This is a genomic window from Nostoc sp. NMS7 (assembly GCF_017115085.1).
Classification (GTDB): domain Bacteria; phylum Cyanobacteriota; class Cyanobacteriia; order Cyanobacteriales; family Nostocaceae; genus Nostoc.
In genome coordinates, this window is the sequence record NZ_JABXKJ010000207.1 from 1 (window position 1) to 16683 (window position 16683).

20 protein-coding genes are annotated in these 16683 nt (G+C 43.3%); 9 read left to right on the forward strand and 11 right to left on the reverse strand.

The features are described 5' to 3' along the window. The first annotated feature begins 336 nt into the window (after positions 1-336). The gene (locus HWQ38_RS23495; protein WP_292798407.1) at positions 337-843 is read left to right on the forward strand and encodes a PEP-CTERM sorting domain-containing protein; all 507 of its coding nucleotides are present in this window, start codon (positions 337-339) and stop codon (positions 841-843) included. Positions 844-1114: 271 nt separating this feature from the next. Then, entirely contained in the window at positions 1115-2317 is a 1203-nt protein-coding gene (locus tag HWQ38_RS23500) for an argininosuccinate synthase (protein WP_292798409.1), read from the forward strand. 131 nt (positions 2318-2448) lie between these two features. Here the strand turns inward: HWQ38_RS23500 and HWQ38_RS23505 are convergent, their stop codons facing one another. Continuing rightward, on the reverse strand, positions 2449-3081 hold the full coding sequence (locus HWQ38_RS23505) for a DedA family protein (RefSeq protein ID WP_292798411.1): 633 nt from the start codon (positions 3079-3081) through the stop codon (positions 2449-2451). A 453-nt stretch (positions 3082-3534) separates the two neighbouring features. Here HWQ38_RS23505 and HWQ38_RS23510 point away from each other — a divergent pair, with 453 nt between their 5' ends. Next, positions 3535-3888: an STAS domain-containing protein gene (locus HWQ38_RS23510; protein ID WP_292798413.1), complete on the forward strand. Its 354-nt coding sequence runs from the start codon at positions 3535-3537 to the stop codon at positions 3886-3888. 480 nt (positions 3889-4368) lie between these two features. Here the strand turns inward: HWQ38_RS23510 and HWQ38_RS23515 are convergent, their stop codons facing one another. After that, the gene (locus HWQ38_RS23515; protein ID WP_292798415.1) at positions 4369-4929 is read right to left on the reverse strand and encodes an Npun_F5560 family protein; all 561 of its coding nucleotides are present in this window, start codon (positions 4927-4929) and stop codon (positions 4369-4371) included. A gap of 237 nt (positions 4930-5166) precedes the next feature. Then, on the reverse strand, positions 5167-5517 hold the full coding sequence (gene rpsF, locus HWQ38_RS23520; protein ID WP_292798417.1) for a 30S ribosomal protein S6: 351 nt from the start codon (positions 5515-5517) through the stop codon (positions 5167-5169). Between the two features lie 415 nt (positions 5518-5932). Between rpsF and HWQ38_RS23525 the strand changes: the two genes are divergently transcribed. Next, on the forward strand, positions 5933-6706 hold the full coding sequence (locus HWQ38_RS23525) for a fumarylacetoacetate hydrolase family protein (protein WP_292798419.1): 774 nt from the start codon (positions 5933-5935) through the stop codon (positions 6704-6706). Positions 6707-6709: 3 nt separating this feature from the next. On the opposite strand, the gene HWQ38_RS23530 is transcribed toward HWQ38_RS23525, so the two are convergent. Both HWQ38_RS23530 and HWQ38_RS23535 read right to left on the reverse strand, forming a co-directional pair. After that, positions 6710-7186 (reverse strand): Tic20 family protein, encoded by a 477-nt coding sequence (locus HWQ38_RS23530; RefSeq protein WP_292798421.1) that lies wholly within the window; start codon positions 7184-7186, stop codon positions 6710-6712. 81 nt (positions 7187-7267) lie between these two features. Beyond that, a complete protein-coding gene (locus HWQ38_RS23535; protein WP_292798527.1) occupies positions 7268-7465 on the reverse strand; it encodes a hypothetical protein in 198 nt (65 codons plus the stop codon). Between the two features lie 593 nt (positions 7466-8058). On the opposite strand from HWQ38_RS23535, the gene HWQ38_RS23540 reads away from it, so the two are divergent. Together HWQ38_RS23540 and HWQ38_RS23545 are read left to right on the forward strand one after the other, a co-directional pair. Continuing rightward, complete coding sequence (locus HWQ38_RS23540; RefSeq protein WP_292798423.1) at positions 8059-11532, forward strand: hypothetical protein; 3474 nt, start codon at positions 8059-8061, stop codon at positions 11530-11532. Between the two features lie 297 nt (positions 11533-11829). Next, entirely contained in the window at positions 11830-11979 is a 150-nt protein-coding gene (locus HWQ38_RS23545) for a photosystem I reaction center subunit VIII (protein WP_292798425.1), read from the forward strand. A 373-nt stretch (positions 11980-12352) separates the two neighbouring features. On the opposite strand, the gene HWQ38_RS23550 is transcribed toward HWQ38_RS23545, so the two are convergent. The 6 genes from HWQ38_RS23550 to HWQ38_RS23575 form a co-directional block, all read right to left on the reverse strand. Beyond that, positions 12353-12472, reverse strand: coding sequence for a photosystem II reaction center protein J (locus HWQ38_RS23550; protein ID WP_292798427.1), 120 nt, complete (start codon positions 12470-12472; stop codon positions 12353-12355). Positions 12473-12542: 70 nt separating this feature from the next. Further along, positions 12543-12665 carry a photosystem II reaction center protein L gene (locus HWQ38_RS23555; RefSeq protein ID WP_012411802.1) on the reverse strand — a complete coding sequence of 41 codons (123 nt, stop codon included), beginning with the start codon at positions 12663-12665 and terminating at the stop codon, positions 12543-12545. Between the two features lie 8 nt (positions 12666-12673). Further along, a complete protein-coding gene (gene psbF / locus HWQ38_RS23560) occupies positions 12674-12811 on the reverse strand; it encodes a cytochrome b559 subunit beta (protein ID WP_012411801.1) in 138 nt (45 codons plus the stop codon). 9 nt (positions 12812-12820) lie between these two features. Next, positions 12821-13069: a cytochrome b559 subunit alpha gene (gene psbE / locus HWQ38_RS23565; protein WP_273762113.1), complete on the reverse strand. Its 249-nt coding sequence runs from the start codon at positions 13067-13069 to the stop codon at positions 12821-12823. Positions 13070-13269: 200 nt separating this feature from the next. Further along, positions 13270-14292 (reverse strand): photosynthesis system II assembly factor Ycf48, encoded by a 1023-nt coding sequence (locus tag HWQ38_RS23570; RefSeq protein WP_292798431.1) that lies wholly within the window; start codon positions 14290-14292, stop codon positions 13270-13272. A 181-nt stretch (positions 14293-14473) separates the two neighbouring features. Then, positions 14474-14809 carry a rubredoxin gene (locus tag HWQ38_RS23575; RefSeq protein WP_292798433.1) on the reverse strand — a complete coding sequence of 112 codons (336 nt, stop codon included), beginning with the start codon at positions 14807-14809 and terminating at the stop codon, positions 14474-14476. 349 nt (positions 14810-15158) lie between these two features. Between HWQ38_RS23575 and ndhC the strand changes: the two genes are divergently transcribed. The 3 genes from ndhC to HWQ38_RS23590 all read left to right on the forward strand — a co-directional run. Beyond that, on the forward strand, positions 15159-15521 hold the full coding sequence (gene ndhC, locus HWQ38_RS23580) for a photosynthetic/respiratory NAD(P)H-quinone oxidoreductase subunit C (protein ID WP_196526961.1): 363 nt from the start codon (positions 15159-15161) through the stop codon (positions 15519-15521). Continuing rightward, positions 15512-16249 (forward strand): photosynthetic/respiratory NAD(P)H-quinone oxidoreductase subunit K, encoded by a 738-nt coding sequence (gene ndhK, locus HWQ38_RS23585; protein WP_292798435.1) that lies wholly within the window; start codon positions 15512-15514, stop codon positions 16247-16249. The genes ndhC and ndhK overlap by 10 nt, the downstream gene beginning before the upstream one ends. Next, positions 16242-16683, forward strand: a 442-nt coding sequence (locus HWQ38_RS23590; RefSeq protein ID WP_292798437.1) for an NAD(P)H-quinone oxidoreductase subunit J, incomplete at its 3' end; no start/stop codon positions are given. The genes ndhK and HWQ38_RS23590, both read left to right, overlap by 8 nt.

The window sequence follows — 16683 nt, forward strand, 5'->3', positions numbered from 1 at the left end:
AACATCTGCTTCAATGCTCCTAGATTACATCTTTTAACTTAAGTTGACACCAATGAGCAATGCTGTGCCCCTACGACAGATGTGGTTCAAATACATCAAAACTGCTGTAATAGACCGCTTCACTGAACACTGACCGAATTTTAGATTTTGGATTTTGGATTAAAAGATTCAAAATCCAAAATCCTTAAAGCAAGCGGATTGATCTGTAGGGTCAATCTAAAATTCTTGCATTGTGTGACTGAAAAACTTTGTGTTACAGAGACGTAGAAACACACGTCTCTGTTTCATAAAACTATTTCAGTATTTTTGTATTTCTTCTTTAATCAAGGTAAAAAAATGAGTGACTCCATCTTTAAGAAGTTAGCAGCTATAACAGTGGGAACTGCTCTGATTTTTGCGGTAGGGGAAACTATGCCCGTCCAAGCTACAGAACTCACTTATAATTTCTCTAACGAGAATAAAACTCTCACAGGCACTTTTTCCTTTGACGAAGCAGCAGCAAACGATCAAGAAGTAACGATCGCAGAAGGTTTAAAGATTTTTGCTACCTATGGTGGTCAGTCATACACTGAAGCCAATGATCCTTTAGCATCAGTTTTAACCGACTTTTCGGGAACAATTTTGAACCAAGCGGGGTTGGGCTTGAATTTTACACCTAGCACTTTTAATGTCTACCGTAATAGTTTTATCGATCTGAATGATTCCACTGCTGCGGGTGTTCAAACCATCACTTACACAAGTGTCCCAGAGCCAAGTTTTATGCTTGGATTGTCTGTGTTTGGGTTGAGTTTGTTCTTGGCGAAAAAGACAGCATCTTCTAGGTCATCAAGTCCAAAAGCTTAAACCAAATTATCAAAAATAAACTGTTAGGTGGTTAATTGGCATCTACATATAACAGGGTGGGATTATCCATCCTGCAAATTTTTAATCTAATTTTTAATTAATTTTAAATTGTATAAGATAGTTTGATTTATTCTTGCCCACTTATTTATACAGATTGTGCTGTCTGAGTTTCCTGACAATCTATCTATCGGTTGTTGCATCAAGAAAATATACATGGATTAGTTCAGATATAATAATGACTCATTCTTTGTTATCCTAACTGGAGAAATTAATGGGTCGCGCCAAAAAGGTTGTCTTGGCATATTCTGGTGGAGTGGATACCTCAGTTTGCATCCCCTACCTCAAACAGGAGTGGGGTGTGGAAGAGGTGATTACTCTAGCAGCAGATTTAGGCCAGGGAGATGAATTAGAGCCAATTCGAGAAAAAGCTCTGAAATCGGGTGCAAGTGAATCCTTAGTGGCGGATGTCAAAGACAGTTTCGTTAAAGATTACGCCTTTGGAGCGATTCAAGCCAACGCCCTCTATGAAAATCGTTATCCTCTAGGAACTGCCCTTGCCCGTCCACTGATTGCTAAGGTATTAGTAGAAACGGCTGAAAAATATGGTGCTGATGCGATCGCTCACGGTTGCACCGGTAAAGGTAACGATCAGGTTCGCTTTGATGTCTCTGTAACCGCCCTGAACCCCAGCCTAAAGATCCTCGCACCAGCCAGAGAATGGGGGATGAGCCGCGAGGAAACGATCGCCTATGGTGAAAACTTTGGTATCCCCTCACCAGTCAAAAAATCGTCTCCCTACAGCATTGACAAGAATTTGCTCGGTCGTAGTATTGAAGCTGGTTTACTCGAAGATCCGTCATTTGAGCCACCAGAAGAAATTTATAAAATGACCAAAGCGATCGCTGACACTCCCAATCAGCCAGAGTACATCGAAATTGGTTTCTTTGGTGGTATTCCCACAACCTTGAACGGTATAGCCAAAAAGCCCGTTGAGCTAGTTGAAGAACTCAATCAGGTGGTAGGAAATCACGGCATCGGCCGGATCGATATGATTGAAAACCGTTTGGTGGGGATTAAATCGCGGGAAATCTACGAATCACCCGCGATGTTAGTCTTAATTCAGGCACATAGAGATTTGGAAAGCTTGACTTTAACCGCAGATGTTACCCATTACAAGCGTGGGATTGAAGAAACTTACAGCCAAATCGTTTACAACGGTTTATGGTACAGTCCACTCAAAGTTGCACTTGATGCCTTTATTCAAAAGACACAAGAGCGAGTCTCTGGAACTGTGCGCGTGAAGTTATTCAAGGGCAACTCTACGATAGTTGGGCGTTCGAGCGATAATTCGCTTTATACTCCCGATTTGGCAACCTACGGAGCCAAAGACCAATTTGATCACAAAGCTGCTGAAGGCTTTATCTATGTTTGGGGACTACCAACTCGCATTTGGTCGCGGCTAACTAAAAGTTAGGAGTTTGGAGTTTGGAGAGATGCGATTAATCGCGTCGGTACAGGAGTTTGGAGTTAAAAATGCAAAATATAAGAAGTGAAAGTTAAAAAAATAACTTTTTACTTCACTCCTCACTCCTCACTCTTCACTATTCACTCCTCATTACTGACTTCCTTGACTTCACGAGACTCTAGCCACAGAGGGACAATAATTAAGGCAGCGAGGATCAGTAAAGCTGCGATCGCAAATTGACCCACCCAAGCAACCAATTGTTCTAAAGAGATAATTTTGCCAGCAAAGAAAGCTAATGTCACCATCAAACTAGCCCAAGAAACTGCTCCTAACAAGTTGTATAAAAAGAATTTTCCAAAGGGCATTTCGGCTATACCAGCTAGTGGTGCCGCAAAAACTCGTAACAACGCCAGAAAACGTCCAAAAAATACCGCTTTAGCAGCATTTTGACTAAATTTATCTTTAATATTCAGCAGCCGTACTTCCGAAATCCGAAATATGCTACCAACTTTTACTAGAAAAGCCCAACCGCTAACTCTACCAATCCAATAGCCACAAGTGCCACCAATTACAGCACCCATAATTGCATCACCGAGAACCAGCCAGAAATTTAATTCATCGCTGCCAGCTAAAAACCCGCCCACTAAGGTCACGGTTTCACCAGGAAGCGGAATGCCTAAATTTTCTAGCAAAATTCCCAAAAAAATTGCCCAATACCCGTAATTATGGGCGACTTCCTGGATATTTTCTAGTGAAATCAACTCTAAAGACATCCCGCACCGCCGCCTTTACAAATTTTTACTTTTATTATATTTTTGCTTGTTTTTGGGTGGTGTGTCAATCAAACTACTACTTTCAATCCTTAATTCATTACTTATAGTCTGTGGTAACTATTCATTTTTGACTATTAACTATGCAACTTTTAGAAATTACTACCACAAATTAATACGTTTTTTTTTAAAGTTAAAAAATTTATAAATATCCACTATAATTATGAAAACCTTGTAAAAGATACGGTTGATACCGAAATTCTTAGGCGCTTATGCCTATATTGGTGAAAGTTATCACAACTTATACGGTATGAATACTGAAATAATCGCTTTCAATTGCACGACTGCAATTACCCAAATATCGGGGTAAAACAGTCGTTTTGCCGTTGAAAGAGAAGAGGTATTGATATCTTTTTTCAATTTTTTGTCAAGTGTTCCAACTATCCTATTAAACTCATGACTCTCACACAAGAACTTCAAGTGATTTTGTTTAAACCCCAAGGAAGCATAGATTTGCAAGGCGGTAAGGCTTTGAGTGAACAGATGGCCGCAGTAGTGCCCCAAGCTCATCAACTCTGGGTTATCGACCTAACAAAAGTTAATTTCATGGACAGTTCGGGGTTAGTCCCTTTAGTAAAAGGATTGAAAGCTGCACGTCAGAGTGGTTGCCGCTTGGTTTTATGCAACGTGCAAGCTCCTGTACGCTTAATTTTGGAACTTACCCAACTAGATACAGTCTTTGAAATTTTTCCCACTTACGATGATATTTTTACTACCGTCAAAGATAAGAGTTTGATGCTAGTAGGTTAAGTAATAAATCTACCTATAGAAGGATGGTGGAGTCAAGCAATATTTGCATTTTTTCACATTCCCAAAGATTACAGTCTGGTGCTAGTAGGCTGATTTTCTTTGAGGTCTGGAGAAGTATGTTGAATAAAACTCATGGCTTTCAGCTAAATATAAATTGCAGATGAGTCTATCTGCTTGTTGAAAGCCAATCTACCTAAACCAGTAAAGTAGTAAATGACCAAAAATTGGTCAAAGCAATGCAATTGTTTGTGACACTCCCCAACCTCTGAAAGAGAGGGCTTTTCAAATTACTCTGAGCTACTTGTTCTATGTGCCACGCAACTAGTGCAAGGAAGCAGGAGGTAAGAAAGGTTAGAATCTCAGCTTTGGGATTATTTATAACTCTATAAGTTATTTTTGCCTTGATATACTACTTGGATGTCTCCAAGATGCTTTGCTGCACTAATTCCTTACCTCTTCGATTCCACCATAATAGTAACTTTAGGCATTCTGGGGAGTTGAAATGTTACTTTGTTCGGATGCTGGGTGGGGAAAATTTGGCAAATCAATGCCGCTGTGACTAGCATTGCGAGTTTTGAGTGCTAAACGATAACTCACACTTTGCAGTTCTGCTTGTATTTGGCGGTTTTCCCGTTGTAGCATTGCTACCTTTTCTCTGACTGGCATCATCCGCTCCTCAAACTTCCGACGATAAATTTGAGGTAACTCTTGTACTACTTGCTCCAACATTCGACTGCGATCGGTGAGTTCTTGAACTGACTGTCGCAATTGGTAAATTTCGGAGTCACGAGTTGTAATTTGCTCTTGGTAGAACCCCACCTGCTGCTCTACAGCTTGGAGTTGTTCTTGCAAAGCCTGTAACTGGGTCAGATCGCGCTCAATATCCGGCTGCTGGGGCATAAAACTAGTGTTACCCTTTACCAGCCGGAAGAGTTCTTGAGATAGTTGTTGCACTAATTGATCACGAAGTTGCAACTCTTGGCGTAGTTGCGATACTTCCGTAGAGAGAACTTGAATGTTGGGTGTATCAGATTGGATCACAGTAGCTTACAGCTCCCATTCAGAATCTTGTCCACTCTTAGGTATAACTGCGGGAGTACTACCTTTGGCAAGTATTTGTTAATTTAGCATTCCCAGGCAAGTCACGGAAAAAGAAAGAGACAAAATTTTATTGAATGGAATTGGGAATTGGGCATTGGGCATTGGGAATTGGGCATTGGGAAGAATTTATTCATTATTCTTTACTCCCTCATCTCCCTACTCCCTACTCCCTATCCCTTAGACCGTTGCAGCTACTTTAGCGGGTTTTTCTTTTTCCTCTTTAGGGGGTTTTTCCTCTTCGAGTTCCTGCTTAATTGTCAAATAGCGAATCACTTCCTCACTCAAACGCATGGCGCGTTCAAAGGGGGCGATCGCAGTTGCAGGCGCAGTGTAGTTTAATTGGATGTAGATGCCATCGCGGTGTTTTTTGATTTCATAAGCCAGACGACGCTTACCACGATTTTGAATTTGCACATCCTGGGCGCCTTGATCGCGAAGCAAATTCTGATATTTAGTAATTGCTTGCTCTGCCTGTTCGTCTCCCAAGTCAGGACGCAGGATGTACATTGTTTCGTAACTTGTAGTCATATTTTTTAGTTTCCTCATGGACAAAAGTGGCTGCTGGTGTTGGTTAATACTTGGTTTAAATTTTAAATTTCAGTATTAATCAACATCTAAAGCAACAAGGAACTATAATCTTACCAGTTTTCTATTTGAATCATTAGCCAAATCGCCGAAGTTTGGATTTTTTCGATGTCCCTAATCAAAACTAGGTCGGGAGCTTACCCCGATATTTCTTTAGCAAGTAAGAATCCAGTTTTTGGTGCTGGTCAGCAAATTGATCAAGCTATTAGCTTCGCTAAGGGGTATCTTTCTCTAAGGGGATCTCATCTATAGCGATCGCTTTTTTGCTCAAGGCTGAATCGGTTCGCTAAAAAGCTAACTGAGGATTGCTACCCGCTCACAAGTTCTAATCGTAGATAAAAGGATATTCATTAAGGTTATGGCACAGCGCTATGTGCGAATTCAAAATCCAGAAGGACAGATTTTTTATGGGTTACTCCAACTATCCCTCAACGTCCAGGTGCTAGATGCTCCGCCCTGGTTAGAAGGACAACCCACTGATTTAACTTTGACACCAGGAAATTACCAAATTCTGGCTCCCTGCGCTCCCTCAAAAATTGTGGCGGTGGGGAAGAATTATGCAGAGCATGCAGCCGAAATGGGAACTCCAGTACCTTCTGAACCACTAATTTTTCTCAAGCCACCCACGTCGATAATTCCGTCTGAGAGGGAAATTAAATATCCTCCCCAGTCACAAAGAGTTGACTACGAAGGAGAGTTAGCATTAGTGATTGGCGATTACGCCTTTGAATGTACACCAAAGGTAGCCCAAACAAAAATTTGGGGCTACACTATCGCCAATGACGTAACCGCGCGGGATTTACAAAAACTGGATGGTCAATGGACGCGAGCCAAAGGTTTTGATACTTTCTGTCCCTTGGGGCCTTGGATTGTGCGGGAATTAAATCCCGGAGCGAGATTGCAGACTTTTTTGAATGACGATACCAATCCAGTCCAATCTACTTGTATCGATCAGATGGTGTTTTCGCCCGATGTTTTAGTTTCCTATATCAGTCAGGTGATGACGCTATTACCCGGTGATTTGGTGCTTACAGGTACGCCAGAGGGTGTAAGTGCATTACATCCAGGCGATCGCGTCCGTGTAGAAATTGAAGGTATTGGTCGCCTGGAAAACACGGTAGTAGCCCGTTAACTTCTAACGCACTTGCATATACACTGCATCGGAAATCGCCGGAATTTCGGCATAACGCCCGCTCACAGACTGGATGACTGAATATGCAACTGCTCCCACTATGCCGATAAAAATGGTTGTGGATAGGGTTTGGATTGCAAAACCACCAGAGGGAATTAGTCTGACAACATCAGTCAGGATGCCAAACAAAAAGATAATGATGTCCAAAAGGATTGCTTGCATGGTGTTAAAACGAATAAAGTGGCTAATTTTTTCGTTTCTCACTACCAGCAAAAATAAAGCAAAGAAAATAATCATTCCTGCATAACGCACGCCGTAGTAAATTCTCAACAATGGCAGAAGCGGCAGAAACAGCAGTTGTAGTGGTGGAAACTCTGAGAGCAAGTATTGACCAAATACAAAAACCTCAATTAGAGGAAGCAAATAAGGCAAGGAAGCAAAAATTCGATCTGAAACCGTTGTAGATCCGCGCCAAGACATTATGCATTCTCCTGTGGTGAAATTTATATAGTTACTTGAGCTTAGGATAACGCAGTTGCTTGGTCTTGCTAGCAAATTCAACTATTCTATATGGGCGATGCGAAAGCCCATCATACATTCATACTGGTCTGGCTGCTGTTGAGTAAGTTTGCGAATGGCTTGACCACAGCGCAGTTGACCCCCATGCCAACGGGGTTGACCGCGACCGTCAGCGAGTAAACAAGACTGGCAAACTTGCTCAGGGGCAAGGATTTGCTCGTCCATTAAAATGACTAGCATCGAATCCCTCCTGTAAATTCTCATTGTCACCCACATTTGACTTAGGTGAGGACACGCAGAGGCTCTTTGAACTGCTTCACGTAGGTTGGGCGCGTTTTGAAAAGTGATTTGTGATGATTTGCGATCGCGCTTTGCGCCCAGCGTGGGCGATCGCAGAGGACACTTAAGAGCCAAATCCTAACTCTTTGTAGCGGAAATGTGGGCAATCACAATTCAATAAAAATTGTCAAGTGAATCTGGATTTATTGTAGGTTGTGTTTATTGGAAATTGGAATTTTAGTAAAAAATAATAGAAAATTATTCGCACTAAGTTTAGCAGAGACAGCCAACGGTATTCATAGCATCCCCGTTAATTTAGGATTGGAGAGGTCAAACTTAATATTTAGAAACAACAAAAGCTTTATCCACAAGCAACACGGCGACCGATTAAAATTCCCTTGACGCGACTAGTTAAAGTGTGAAAATTCAAGTAAGTAAAACTGAGTTAACTTGATAGCCATTTAAGTGATGCATTTACAAAAGACTGAGGTAAACTGGCAAGCAAGATAATAGACAATATTACTGGCGGCTCGTCGGTCTGGGCATCACTCACAATGGAACACTGGCAATTTCTGATACAGAAACAAGGCGCTCGCTCGTGGCATATCCTAGAATCGCCAAATTTGGAAATTTTGGAAGGGGAATATAGAGTTTTGGCTCTTTCTCAACTTCCGAATACAGACGTGGAAGTGCGGGTAACTCACTCTTCAACTCAAGAAGTTCAACCAATGCGGCGAATTTTAAAGCGATCGCGTCGCACTAACTCAGAAGGCTTAATGGCGGTAATTCCTTTTACCTACTTCCAGTCGGGACTTTGGGAGTTGCGCTGTTCCGGCGATTTGATGTCGGATCTGTTCGGTAAATCTTGGCAGTACAGTGTCCAACTTCAAGTATTGCCCCAGGAAAGAGAGGGGGAGAATCTAGAATCAAATTCACCTGATCACTCAGATACTTTTTCTGAAAACTTGGAATCTACTACCCCAGCAGAACCGGCAATTACCTTAGATAAAGCGATCGCTGTCTTTGCAGAATTGGCAATTGCTACAGACAGTAACCCCGCTAGCATTGTTGTGCCTGATGAAGGGAAGTTAGAAATTACTGCCGCAGCAGAACCGGCAATTACCTTAGACCAAGCGATCGCTCTCTCTCCAGAACTGGCAATTGCTACAGAGAGCAACCCCGCTAGCATTGTTGTGCCTGATGAAGGGAAGTTAGAAATTACTGCCGCAGCAGAACCGGCAATTACCTTAGACCAAGCGATCGCTCTCTCTCCAGAACTGGCAATTGCTACAGAGAGCAACCCCGCTAGCATTGTTGTGCCTGATGAAGGGAAGTTAGAAATTACTGCCGCAGCAGAACCGGCAATTACCTTAGACCAAGCGATCGCTCTCTCTCCAGAACTGGCAATTGCTACAGAGAGCAACCCCGCTAGCATTGTTGTGCCTGATGAAGGGAAGTTAGAAATTACTGCCGCAGCAGAACCGGCAATTACCTTAGACCAAGCGATCGCTCTCTCTCCAGAACTGGCAATTGCTACAGAGAGCAACCCCGCTAGCATTGTTGTGCCTGATGAAGGGAAGTTAGAAATTACTGCCGCAGCAGAACCGGCAATTACCTTAGACCAAGCGATCGCTCTCTCTCCAGAACTGGCAATTGCTACAGAGAGCAACCCCGCTAGCATTGTTGTGCCTGATGAAGGGAAGTTAGAAATTACTGCCGCAGCAGAACCGGCAATTACCTTAGATCAAGCGATCGCTCTGTCTCCACAACTGGCAATTGCTACAGATAGCAACCCCGCTAGCATTGTTGTGCCAGATGAAACCGAAGAAAATATAGTTATCGATGAACCGGTGAGTCCTGTATGGCTCAAAGGTGAGACGGCAGAGCAGATTTTACAAAATTTAATAGATTTAGCTTTACCCGATTCTGAACCTCTGCCAGAAGATGAAAAGGTTACAGATTCTCCAGCAACGCAACCACCACCATTACTGTTAACTTTAGATCAGGGTTCTTACATTGCTCGTTGGGGAGAAGCTCTGACAATCAATGGACACATAGAACTCAAAGAAAAGACAAATCTAGATCAGGCTGAAACATTATCCCCAAAAAGCTTGCGGGCGCTTGAACTAGAAATTGAACTGCGATCGCCCAAGAACTCGAAAATCTTGACCCAGGTACGGCAACCCTTACCAGACCAGGAGTTGCCGTTCACCATCAATACCTCAATTGATATTCCTGCTGACTGTGAATCCAAGTTAATTTTGGCAGATATCAGTTTGTATGGTAGATTCGCCAACGTCAATGAAATCATCCAGTTAGCCAGCCAGTTTTTCACCATTACAGCAGATGTAAAAGAATTACTGGCAATCACAGCTGTAGGAAAACTTAGTAAATCCTTAAATGGAAACGGCCTCATCGCAGCATCGGACTCATCTGCTACTTTCACAGAAACAGAGACAGCTGTAAGGCTCGATTTGAAACTATTCAATCTGGTTAAGATTCCAAAAACAGACCAGTTTCAGATATTCAATATATCCCTAAACACACCCCTACCACCGCAAATTAACCTGCAAGTTCTGCGAGAAGGTAGCCTGCGGATATCTAAGTTCAACAATTCAGGCACTTCGCCTCAATTGCCGAAACTTCCCCCGATTCCAACCGATGCCAACACTCTGACAGATGTTATTGCAGAATCCCCTATACAGGAAGAACTTCTACAAAAGGATACTACTATATCTACTATCAACTTAGAGCAGTTGGTGATCAGGCAACGTCGAATGCCAAGACTCGACGCTACTTTTCCATACTTGAGACGGTTACAAGCTTTGCCAGGTGATGCAGAGGAAATAAAAAGCAATGTCCCCCCAGATGCATTACAAGTTTCAGATGCTGAAGACTTGCCGCAGTTGGACGTAACTGTAGCTGAAAATGCAAATACACCAGAATTAGTAGACGATGGACAATTCCAGGAAGAATCTGTTGCTGAACTAGAAGCCCAAACAAATGTACAATTCCAGGGGAAATCTGTTGCTGCACTAGAAGTCCAACCAAATAGACAAGTCATTACAACAGGCAAGCTTGATTCATCTCCTTTACTCAGGAAGTGGATGCAGAGCCAAGGATACTCTTTGCCTGAATCGATCAATGATCTGCAACCTCAAGACTACGATAACTATGTTCTAGCGCAGCAGACGCCGCTTTCTCTAAGTGCAGAAAATGCGAATGTTGATGTCAAGCCGTTAAACCTAGATGCCAACACGGAGAAGAATCTGAGCGAACATTTGGATCACTCAGAACAAGTTCTGACGGAGAGGCGCAAGGGACAGGAGACATGGGAAGAAGTCCAAGGGTTGGCTTCCGAACTGGGGAACTTTCAGGAAGATGTAGACACAGCCAAGGAAGTGGATCTGGGGATAGGAGAAAATACGGAACTAGAAAAAGTATTAGAATCAACACTCTCATCCGCTCTGTTAACCCAACTACCGCCCCCCCCTCCTCCGATAAATATAAATATAGCGTCAGCTTGGTTAGCGCAAGAAATCGTTGTAGATGATACATATAGTGAACTAGAAGCTGATGCAACCAGGAGTTACCCCTTTGAAGAAGAGGAGCAACCACTGTTAGATTTATCCCCTTCCTTCCCGATAATTGCGGCAGCCATTGAGCCTTTACCAATTCCACAATTGCATGTGCCAGAAGGTGAACTAATCGCTGGCAAGTCTATCATCGTGCGCGTAGTACTGCCCGAAGTATCTCCGCAAGTTGTTGTCAAGTTATGGCTTGAAGATTATCAAACTCGCTGGTTGGTAGATGGTCCTCATTTATTGACAAATTTACTACCTAATGCTCTGGGAGGGTTGGAAGTGATGACGCAATTAAACATTCCCTTTGGCTGTTTGGAAATTCGCTTAGAAGCGATCGCACTTGATCTGACAACCCAGCAAGAGAGTCACAAAGTCACAATACTCCGAACTGTGATTCCTCCAGACTTGCCAAGCTTGCAGCTAGATGAACTCCTCAGTATGTGATTTTGAGTAGCGAATGAAAAAGAGGGGACAAGAGACCTCTTGCAAAAGTCCCTAACACCCCACCCCCAGCCCCTCCCCGCCGGCGGGGAGGGGAGAATTTGACGTAAGTCAAAGGCGGGGTGGGGTTCTTATTTTTGATTTATGCAAGAGGTCTAAGGAAGAATTATTCAACAAATTACTCCTCACTCCCCACTTCCAATGTTGCCTGTGTTAAAAATCTTTAGAATTTAAAAAATCTGGCAGAATTTGCAGTAAGCTCATTTTGAATTGTAGTGTGATTTAATGGGAACTTTTACTATGGCAGCTTCTTTTTTGCCTTCTATGTTGGCTACTACTTCGTTCTTGTCTCCTATCTTCATTTACATAATTGGTTGGATTTTGCCAGCTGCAACCTTCGCGTTTCTACTTTTATACATTGAAAGCGACGATATCAGCGATATTAAGTGATCTAGTCATTAGAAGCCACTGCGTTTGCCCAGAGTTGTCTGATCCGAGGCTTCCGACGCTCTATAGCGTCCCTTGCGCGTCTGGTAGAGAAGCGTTAGAGACTTTATGTAGCGTCTGACTCGCTAACGTTGCCCTATTCGTTGGTGCAGCCCGCAGCAGAACTTCGTATTTTCTCAAAGTTGAAGCAAGTGGCGTTCATTAGTCAACTTTTTGGACAAGCGAAAGTTATTAATTTCGTTGGATACGTTTCTAGACTAATGACCAAAATTAATACCGCCCGTCTCATAGAGACAGGCGGTTTTTTTAACGTTGATTTCTCAACAAATGCTAGAAAATTCTAACTTATAGTGTTCGGTTCAGGTTCAAACTCATGTTAAATCGAAGAACCAAGTCCGGCGTAGGCACCATAAAAGAAAATGCCCAGGACTGTGATTACACCTAATCCTACGATCGTAGCAACGACCCACAGGGGAATTCTCCCACTTTCAGACACAGCTTTTCTCCTCCCTTAACAACAACTCAACACATGTTCAATAAACAAAGATTAACAATCGTAGTTCCAGTTAGTTAAAGAAGTAACTAGAAAACAGAATCCCCAGAACGAAAACTAGTAGTAGTCCCAGGTATAGCGAAGTCCGGTTTAGTTCAACCGGTTGATTATTGGGGTTGGGCGATCTTTCTACCATAATTGCTCCTAACGGTGAATAAATTGCATTGCGGCGATCGCGCCTAAAAAGAATACAGTTGGTACACCTAAAGTGTGAACTGCCAGCCATCTAACGGTAAAAATTGGATAGGTAACTGGTTGATTGATGTTATTGCCGCTAGTCATGATCTCAAACTACTTTCCAATAAATTGTTCAACTTGTTTTTTAGCTTCAAAACGGTTCTTCACAATTGGCACTTCTTGGCGCGTTGGTGTGAAATACTCATTGGGACGAGGTGTGCCAAAGGCATCATAAGCCAGACCAGTTTGTACAAATAACCAACCCGCAATAAACAATGCTGGGATGGTGATGCTGTGAATTACCCAGTAACGAACGCTAGTAATGATGTCCGAAAACGGACGTTCTCCAGTGGTACCTGACATTTAGATCCCTACCTATTACATAGAGTGTTATAGAGTTTATTATCCTACAAAGTTAAGAAAGAGTTACAAGTTGCAACGTTCTTCTCAGAAATTGGGCATTGGGCATAAAGTTATTCTCCCTTGTTTCCCTTGTCTCCCTTGTCTCCCTTGTCCCCCTCATCTCCCTCATCTCACTCATCTTCCCCACTCCCTTTACCTCACTAAGCCGCCTCTGCTGGAGAAGTTGCTTCCGGGTTTGGTAGATATTTGAGCAAAACGCCGCGATCGCCAATTATAAATCCTCGATCTGGCTCTAAAAACACAATTTTATACAAATTAGCAGCAACTTCTTCCACTGCACGGTCTTTTTCCCAGGTTTTGCCACCGTCGCCACTCCGTAGCAAATTACCGCTACCCCCACCTATCCAAATTTCATTGGGTGTGCGATATGCCAAATCCAGTAAACCCCAACTGGTGGATAACTCTGGATATTTTGTTTCTTGCCACTCTTCAGGTTTAGTTGGGTCACTAAACTGAATTTGGCCGCCCCTGGCTAGCAACCACAATTGCCCATTCTCAGCAAAGCCCATGTTTTCTACCCGCCGAGAACTATTGCGGTTATGGGGTACCCAAGTATCTTGCCCCGGTTCCCAAGTCGAGTAGAAACTACCCTTAGCGGAAACGGCAATATATTTACCATCAGTAGAACGTTCCAAGTTTCGCACCACACCGACTGCTGATTCTACCTGGGCTTTCCAGTTTTTGCCGCCGTCTGTGGTCTTATAGATGGCTCCGACATTAGTAGCCATTTCAGCTGTCTTGTCTGCAAGTGCCTTAATTGCGATCGGGCTACCTGGTAGCTTTTCGCTCAGAGGAATACGCGACCAAGAACCACCTTCATCGGTAGTGTGCAGCAACAGTCCAGGCTCTCCAGCAATCCAGCCTTCTTTACCTGCAAAACTTACTGAGTCAAAGCGATACTTTTGCTCATCCAGTTGCAGTGTTATTTGTTTCCAGGTATTACCACTGTCATTGGTTTCCAACAAGGTGGCATTGCTACCGACTAAGTAGCCATGTTCAGGGTTATCAGTAAAAGCAATATCTAATAAATTCGAGTCTGTTGGCACAGAAATGATTTTCCAGGGATTGTAGCTAACAGAGGGAATTGTGCTACAACCTATGCACATCAGGACTACTATCAACAAGGCAGCTATTCGTTGCCAACTTTTTACAATTGAATGCATCAGTATCTCTTATTTGTTTCTAAAGTTTTTCATTTTGAATCGGACTTACGCAAAACTACACGCGCTTCGGGGCAATTCATTTAGACGGAGGCTGACCGCAGGGTATTACCCCTACCTAAGAATCAGGGTTTCAGCTATTGTTTGCGTAAGTCCTGTTGAATTTTGAATTGCTTAACGGTTGTCACTGTAAGCCGTAGAGACTGATAAAAAACAAGAAGCCAAGAGCTAAAGCGCCAAAAATTAGGATATTCTTTTGTCCTGGCGTTAGGTTGTTGACACCAAAACCGTAACCGAGATTTTCTTTGAAGCCGGATGCAGTACCCGCGGGGCCGATATTAGCAAAAGCAGTCTTTTTAGCAGTACAAACTGGACAACGCCAAGTTATGGGCAGTTCTGCAAAAGGTGTCCCCGAAGGAATATCATCCTTGTCGTCTCCCTTCTCAGGTTCGTAAACATAACCGCAGGCGCGACACTCGTAGCGATCTAATACCGTAGTCTCAACAGCTGGTTCGCTCATGGCTAAGGACTCGCAGAGGAGAAATCTTAAATATACGTTAAAAATTATGACATAACTGTTAGACTTTTCTATCACTACCAAAAACGAATCAAATACCTGAAGTGCGTCTGTTTCCCAGATTTCAGAAAAACCAAACAGATATAATGTAAAAGAAAGTTACGCGGTTAAGGGATTGGGCATTGGGCATTGGGCATGGGGCACTTGTACTGAGCGTTGTCGAAGTATTGGCATTGGGCATGGGGCATTGGGCATAAGTTATTCTCCCTTGTCCCCCTCATCCCCCTCATCCCCCTCATCCCCCACTCCCCACTCCCCACTTAAAATACTCCATAAGCGGTAGATACTCATTGTGTTTGTCCTCAGCGGTTACGAGTACCTTCTAGGCTTCTTTATAATCTGTAGCCTAGTGCCTGCCTTAGCGCTCTCAGCATCCAAGCTCTTACGACCCAGTGGTTACAGCCCAGAACGGCACACCACCTATGAATCTGGCATGGAACCCATCGGGGGAGCCTGGATTCAATTCAACATCCGCTACTACATGTTTGCTCTGGTCTTCGTCGTCTTTGATGTGGAGACTGTATTCTTGTATCCTTGGGCGGTAGCTTTCCACCGTTTGGGGCTATTAGCATTTATTGAAGCGCTAGTCTTTATTGCAATTCTTGTAGTCGCCTTAGTTTACGCATGGCGTAAAGGAGCTTTGGAATGGTCTTGAATTCTAACTTAACAACTCAGGGCAAAGAGCGAATGATCAACCCCATTGAGCGTTCCACAATCACTCAAGACCTTTCAGAAAACATCATTTTGACCACGGTTGATGATCTCTACGATTGGGCGCGGCTTTCTAGTCTGTGGCCGTTGCTGTTTGGTACTGCTTGCTGTTTTATTGAGTTTGCAGCTTTAATTGGTTCCCGATTTGATTTTGACCGTTTTGGACTAATTCCCCGTTCTAGCCCCCGCCAAGCTGATTTAATTATTACCGCAGGGACGATTACGATGAAGATGGCTCCCCAACTGGTGCGTCTTTATGAACAAATGCCAGAGCCGAAGTATGTCATTGCAATGGGAGCTTGCACAATTACGGGCGGGATGTTCAGCGTTGATTCCCCTACGGCAGTGCGCGGAGTCGATAAACTCATTCCTGTGGATGTGTATTTGCCTGGTTGTCCTCCCCGTCCAGAAGCAATTATTGACGCGATTATTAAGCTGCGGAAGAAAATCGCCAATGAATCGATGCAAGAGCGGGATAAAATTAAGCAAACTCACCGCTACTACAGCACGACTCATAATTTGAAGCCAGTGGAGGAAATCTTAACTGGTAAGTATTTGCAGTCAGAAACTCGCTCTGTACCACCGAAGGAATTGACGGAAGCGATCGGTTTACCAGTACCACCTGCACTGCTAACAGCAAAGGCGCAAAAGGAGGAACAAAGCCGTGGCTGAAGAAGAATCTCAACCAGTAGTAGCAGACAAAGAAGAGTCTAAACCAGTAGCAGCAGCCAAAGAAGAGTCATTGGTACAAGCCGGTAAAGTTTCCCAGTGGTTGACGGAAAATGGCTTTAACCATGAGTTTTTAGCGCCAGACAAGAATGGTGTAGAGATAATTAAGGTGGAGCCAGATTTCTTGCTTCCCACTGCTACAGCCCTTTATGCTTATGGGTTTAATTATCTCCAGTTTCAAGGTGGTATTGACCTTGGGCCAGGACAGGAATTAGTGAGTGTGTATCACTTGATTAAAGTCGATGATAATAGCGATCGCCCCGAAGAAGTACGCTTAAAGGTGTTCTTACCACGGGAAAACCCCGTAGTCCCTTCTGTGTACTGGATTTGGAAGACGGCAGATTGGCAAGAGCGCGAGTCTTACGATATGTTCGGCA